General features: G+C 26.2%; 5 protein-coding genes. 4 read left to right on the forward strand and 1 reads right to left on the reverse strand.

Annotated elements, in window-relative coordinates:
- The 4 genes from I4U58_RS11810 to I4U58_RS11825 form a co-directional block, all read left to right on the forward strand.
- A partial coding sequence (locus tag I4U58_RS11810; protein WP_195931546.1) for an ATP-dependent DNA helicase occupies positions 1–2833 on the forward strand: 2833 nt, incomplete at its 5' end.
- 53 nt (positions 2834–2886) lie between these two features.
- The gene (locus I4U58_RS11815; RefSeq protein ID WP_195931547.1) at positions 2887–3834 is read left to right on the forward strand and encodes a calcium/sodium antiporter; all 948 of its coding nucleotides are present in this window, start codon (positions 2887–2889) and stop codon (positions 3832–3834) included.
- A 113-nt stretch (positions 3835–3947) separates the two neighbouring features.
- Complete coding sequence (locus tag I4U58_RS11820; RefSeq protein ID WP_195931548.1) at positions 3948–4865, forward strand: AEC family transporter; 918 nt, start codon at positions 3948–3950, stop codon at positions 4863–4865.
- A gap of 60 nt (positions 4866–4925) precedes the next feature.
- Positions 4926–5858, forward strand: a complete 933-nt coding sequence (locus tag I4U58_RS11825; RefSeq protein ID WP_195931549.1) for a ribonuclease H family protein — start codon at positions 4926–4928, stop codon at positions 5856–5858.
- 117 nt (positions 5859–5975) lie between these two features.
- Here the strand turns inward: I4U58_RS11825 and I4U58_RS11830 are convergent, their stop codons facing one another.
- Positions 5976–6611 carry an NAD(P)H-binding protein gene (locus I4U58_RS11830; protein ID WP_195931550.1) on the reverse strand — a complete coding sequence of 212 codons (636 nt, stop codon included), beginning with the start codon at positions 6609–6611 and terminating at the stop codon, positions 5976–5978.
- Positions 6612–6771 lie beyond the last annotated feature (160 nt).

The raw sequence follows: 6771 nt of genomic DNA on the forward strand, positions 1-6771 counted from the left end.
GAGAAAAGGAGCCGATATGACACATTTTCTTAGATATGAAAATATGGCAGAAAATCTAGTTGAAGTAGGAAAAATAGAAAATAAATTTTTAGATTCTATAAAACTTGCTGGAGTTTTAGAACCATTTCATTCAGAATTTAATTTAGATTATTTAAAAAGTGAAATAACTACAAAGAAAGATAATAAAAAACAAGGTGGGTTATATGATGTATTAGATAATATAGATGTTGTAAATTCACTTATACTTAGATTTAAAGATAAATTAGAAAAAGAAGATAAACTCACACTATATCCGATTACTTTTGAGATAGATTCATACTTAAATAAGTTTTCACTTGAAAACTGGGAGTGGTCTGAGTTTATAAATAATGCAGACTATAGTTTAAGCAATAAGACAAAAACACTTTATATAGATGATAAAAAAACTAATAAAAAAGATAATTTAAAAGAACAAGAGATATTTGCATTAATAGGAGAAAACAAGTCACATTATGAAGAATTATTAAAAGACAAAAGTATTTGGACAAGCAAAAAGGGATTTATATACGAGTTTAGACAAGGTCAATATGAAATGACTAAATTAATAAGAGAGACTTTTAACAAAAATACAAGTAATATAGCTTGTATAGAAGCTCCAACTGGTATAGGGAAAAGCGTTGGATATTTACTTCCGGCAGTATTAGAAGCTAGATATGCAAAAAAAAGAATAATAGTTTCAACAGCGACAAAAGAGCTTCAAGTACAATTAATACATAAGGACTTGCCAAATATAATAAATTCATTAGGTCTTTCTGGAAAGGTGAGCTACGGATATATAAAAGGAAAAAACAACTATATATGCAAAAGCAAATTTTATGAATATAAAAAAGATTATAACCCAGAAAATGCGACTTATAACGATATACTATCTATAATAATTATCGAAAATCTAATTAAAGATGGAATATATGGAGATATAGAAGAAATAAATTATCTACTTTTAGAGACTTTTCCAAATCTGCAAAGTCATATAAACAAAGTAGTATGTGATGTTGATTTGTGTAAGCCTAAAAAATGTTTTGAGAGTTGTCTTTATAAAAAGAGAGTAGAAGAGTTAAAAGACGAGGACATCACAGTAGTAAACCACTCATTACTTGCTAGATGGCCGTATACTGATGAAAAACCTATGGAAAATATTATAGTCGACGAAGCACATAATTTAGTTGAAAAGGGATATGATTTTTTCTCTGAAGAAATAGAATACAACGCCTTAAGACATTTTTTAAAAGAAATTTATCCAAGTGAATTTCATTCAAGTTCTAAATATTATAAAGATATAAAAGACAAGCAAAAGAGAAAAGTTAAACTTATAGATAGATTTTATTCTGAAATAAAATTAGATAGAAATATAAAACAAAAGATAAGTCACAATATAAACTTTACATTTGAGAAGATGGAAGAAATATTAAGTTTTGGATTAGATGAGGGATATTTTTCGCTCACAAATTATGATTTAAATTGGGAGATAAATCTCCAACAAGATGACAAAGTAGGTGTTTTATATAAAAATAATGAATATATACAAATGACGTATAGACCATATACTCAAATTATTAAATCCAACTTTGAATCTATACTATCAAATCTACAACAGATATTAGTATTATTTGATAGAAATATAGATGAGGACTTAGTAGACAAAGAAAGCGACATATATAAATATGGAAAATCTAAAATAAAAGACTTAGAAGATATAACAATAACTATTGGAAATTTCTTAGAATACGACAAAGACGACTTAATTGCGAGAATCATGACTATATCTGGAAAATACAATAATTTCAACTTAAAAGTAGTGCCACTTAATTTAGCAGACTTATTTAGAGAAAATATACTATCTTCATTAGATTGTGGTATTTTTGTATCGGCAACATTAAGTGTAGATGATAAGATGGATTATTTTATAAATACATTAGGTATAAATCAAGTTGAAAATACTAAAAAAATAATAAAGCCTATATATAACTATAAATCAAGAGTTCAAGTTATAAATACTACGGATATAGGTGGTTATAAGGGCGAAGATTTTATTCCAAATATGGCTGATAATATTAAACAATATGTAAAACTAAGTAATTCTAATGTATTATCATTATTTAACAGTAAAAAGAGATTAGAAGATACGTACAATATTCTTGCAGATGACTTATATGAAACAAATATAAATGTGTATATGAATAAAAAAGGGATTAAATGTTTAAAAAATGCAGAAGATAAAAGCATAGTATTAGGTTCAAAAGGTTTTTTTGAAGGAGTAGATGTGCCGGGAGATGGTCTAGTTTTTGTAACTTTAGATAAATTACCTAACTTAAATCCTACAGATCCACTTTATTTTAGTATAATGACTAAGTTCAACAAAAATTACTTTGATGTAAACTATCCTCAGATGATAATCAAGGTTAAACAAGCTTTAGGAAGACTCTTAAGAAGCAAATATGACTATGGTGTATTTGTATTATTTAATATGGGAAATAGTACTTACATCAATAAAAGATTAGAAAACAACCTTCATGGATGTATTATAACAGAGGCAAATAGAAATAATATACAAAGATATATATATCATCATCTAAAAAAGAGCAGAAAAGAAGTAATAACGACACTAATCATAGATATCTTAAAAAACAAAGATAATGAAAATAAAGTAGATTTAGTAGAATTTATAAACTCTGAAATAAAGAAACGCTCGATAAAAGGCAGCGTAAAATACTATGAAGACAAAAGTGATAAGTTATTAGTTGAATATTATAATATAAAATATATTGTAGAAATTGATAAAATATGTAAAAATTAGAATGATAGACTTTGTAGAAGGGAGAATACTCAAAAATTTTTGAGTTGAAGACAATGAATTATATTTTATTATTAGTAGGATTTGTATTTTTAATTAAAGGAGCAGATGGCTTTGTATCAGGAGCATCATCAATAGCCAAAAAATTTAATATACCGCCATTGATAATCGGACTTACAATAGTCGCATTTGGTACTTCTGCACCAGAAGCTGCAGTAAGTGTAACAGCGGCATTAAAAGGTCAAAATGATATGGCGATTGCAAATGTAGTTGGTTCTAATATATTTAACTTTTTAGTTGTAATAGGTATAACATCTATGATTAAGCCTATTAAAGTCCAAAAAAGTACAATAATAAAGGAATTTCCATTTGTGATACTGGCGAGTTTTGTATTTTCAGTGATATCACACGATACTAGATTCCAAGATGCATCACAAAACATGTTATCTAAAGCAGATGGATATATACTGCTATCATTATTCGCAATTTTTATGTACTACTTAATTGAAATGGCATTTACATCAAAAGATAATGAACAACAAGAGGAAATAGAAGAAATACCGCTTAATAAAAGTATTATCTACAGTATTTTAGGAATAATAGGAATAATAATTGGTGGACAATTAGTAGTAGATAGTGCAAGTAATATAGCTTTAGCATGGGGCATGAGCGAAAACTTAGTTGGATTAACTATAGTATCTGTTGGGACATCTCTTCCAGAACTTGTTACAAGTATAGTAGCTGCTAGAAAAGGTGAGAGTGATATAGCTATTGGTAATGCTGTAGGCTCAAATATCTTCAATTTACTATTTGTTTTAGGATTATCATCAGCAATACATAGTATAGCAATACATCCAGAAGTATTTTACGATATGCTTATAATGATACTTGCGACAATTTTAACTTATATATTTGCTATTACTAAAAAATGTATTAATAGATGGGAAGGAACAGTTTTATTTTTACTTTATGTAATTTATTTAATTTACATTATAATGAGATAAATATAATAAATAAAAAAGACTTGAAGAGTTTTTACTTCAAGTCTTTTTATATATATGATGAAAAATTTTTAATATAATAGAGGTATAATATATTATTTTAAGGGGGAAATTCTGTGAATATACAAGTTGTAATAAATCAGATGATTATACTTTTTTTAGTTATAATTATAGGATATATAGCAAATAAAGTGGGAATATTAGATAAATCCCAAAACCAAAAACTATCTTCACTAATTTTAAATATAACATGTCCAGCACTTATTTTAGCTTCTGTCAGTGATATTGAAAGTGGTGATTTTAAAATAGTTGTTCAAATATTTATAATTTCGATTATAATATATCTAGTCTTGCCGTTTATGGGGATTTTATTGGCAAAGATTTTAAAAGTACCTGAGGAAGATAGAAATTTATACAAGTTTATGACTATTTTTTCTAATATAGGTTTTATGGGATACCCTGTAATACAATCTATTTTTGGTACACAGGCTTTGTTTTTTGCATCAATATGCAATATGGTATTTAATATATTTTGTTATAGTTATGGCATTTATTTAATATCAGGAGATGACAAATTATCTTTTGATTTTAAACAACTTATAAATCCAGGGATTATATTTTCAATAATAGCTATTATAATCTACTTGACAAAATGGAAGATGCCTCAGATAATAGGGGAAACATCAAATTTAATAGGATCTATAACAACACCTCTTGCGATGATGCTTATCGGGTCTTCATTGGCAGATATACCTCCTAAAGAAGTAATAAACGATATAAGACTTTACCCATATACAATAATAAAGCAAATTATAATGCCTATTTTATTTTGGTGGGTATTGAAATTTATTGTTGTGGATAAAGTAGTTTTAGGGGTATTAGTTGTATTAGTAGCTATGCCTGTAGGTTCAAGCACAGTTATGTTTTGCAATCAATATGAAGGAAATGTAGATCTTGCATCAAAATCAATATTTATAACTACATTAGCTAGTGTATTTACTATACCAATTTTGGTATATTTACTATTTACTTGATTTTGTGTATTTTTATATATTAAACAAAGTTTAAAGTGATTAACATAAAAGGAGAAAATTATGGCAAAGAAAAAAGTATATGCTATAAAAGAAGGATTTGATTTTTCTAAAAATGAAAGAGTACAAAATAAATTAGTGGACTCATGGAGCGAGTGTCAAAAATATATAAAAGGTGTAAAAGGAGCTATCTATAAAAGTTTTGAAGATATAGATGAAGCTCAATCTTTTTTACAAAAAGGAAGTGAACTTCTTAGAAAGGGAAAAGATAAATACGACGAAGACTGTCTACATGTATATGTAGATGGAAGTTATAATTCTGCAAGCAGAAAATACTCTTACGGTGTAGTTGCTGTAAAAGATAATGTAGTAGAGTATATACATGGAGGTTCTGGTCAAAATCCAGAAGGAAATAATATAAGACAGATTGCAGGCGAGTTAAATGCAGCACTAGAAGCTACAAAATACGCATTAGATAATAAACACGATAAAGTAGTTATCTTCCACGATTATGAAGGAATATGCCACCATGCAACAGGATTTTGGCAAAGAAAAGACAAATCTTCACAAGAATACTATGAAAAGATGAATACCTTTATAAAACAAGGAATAAAAATTCAGTTTGTCCAAGTAAAAAGCCACGAAGAAGATTTATTTAATGAAATGGCAGATACAATATGCAAAAGGGAATTAAATATAGATAATGATGGAGTATTAGAAAAATATTTATCAAAAAACACTATAAAAGTAAAAGATGAAGAGATTAAGAAAAAGCTAGACAAATTAGTCATAAAAGGAAAAGAAAATATTATAGTACAAGGGCAAGAGACAAATATAGAAAAAACACCTCAGATAGAAAGTTTACATAAATCACAAGATACAGAAGATAAAAACGAGATAATAAAAAATATAAATCAAGTACTTAAAGATTTAGAATATGAAAGATTAGAAGAAGTGCTTAAGTATGTAAAAAGAAAGAAAAATCAAAAAAAATAATTTTAAAGAGGCTATTTTAAAACAGATTTTAGATGTTTATAGTAGCCTCTTTTTTATAACAATTTAAAAATGAAATTTATGGGATGGAAAGAAAAATAATAAAAAGGTATAGAAAAGTTATTTATTAGATATAACTGGTGATTCATTAATAAATAAATTGTTTATAGATATATAGTATATAAAATATGCTATATTGTAATTAGATACAAAATGACCTATTTTATCATCTGTAGATGTGAGAAACTCGCCTTTTTTTCGAGAGGGAGCAGTATGTATGATTTTTATTACTGTCCAATTTAAGTTGGACTCTTCTAAAAGATTAAATGTATGTTCAAAATCTTTTTTATAGCTTTTATACAAAATATTATTAAGTGAAATAGAGATTAGTGGATTGATTTTGCCTGTATTTTTATTGTTTATTAATCTAGAGATAGTTATAAATCTCTTTTTATCTAATTTAATCATTTCTTTTATTATCGTTTTATTAGAAATTTTATTTACATAGTAACTTCTGTTTTTAAACATCTTAAAATCGGGTCTAAATGCGTTTATTACGATATCTGCATTTTTTATTGCTTTATCTACTAAAAGTGGATCATATGCATGTCCAACTATTATATTTAGTTTTTTTGATGGAAGTTTTATTGAACCTGGCTTATCTATAAAAGCTGTAACTTTATGGTTGTCATTTATAAAAAATTCTATTAAGTATTTACCAATAGGACTATTTGCTCCAAATATAGTTATATTCATTATTAGATTGCCAAAATTATGGCCACTCCTTTCTGTATATTTCATATGAAAATTATTTTTATAAATTTATTATATACAAAACTCATAATAATTATATTGATTTTAATTTAGTAATTTTCTATATATTATAATCTTAATATATATACGTTTTCTAACTTAA

It is taken from the genome of Clostridium sp. 1001270J_160509_D11, assembly GCF_015667935.1.
GTDB lineage: Bacteria > Bacillota > Clostridia > Peptostreptococcales > Peptostreptococcaceae > Intestinibacter.

Coding starts and splice junctions, on each gene's coding strand:
- I4U58_RS11815 (WP_195931547.1), top strand. CDS start 2,887: ATGAATTATATTTTATTATTAGTAGGATTTGTATTTTTAATTAAAGGA.
- I4U58_RS11825 (WP_195931549.1), top strand. CDS start 4,926: ATGGCAAAGAAAAAAGTATATGCTATAAAAGAAGGATTTGATTTTTCT.
- I4U58_RS11830 (WP_195931550.1), bottom strand. CDS start 6,611: ATGAATATAACTATATTTGGAGCAAATAGTCCTATTGGTAAATACTTA.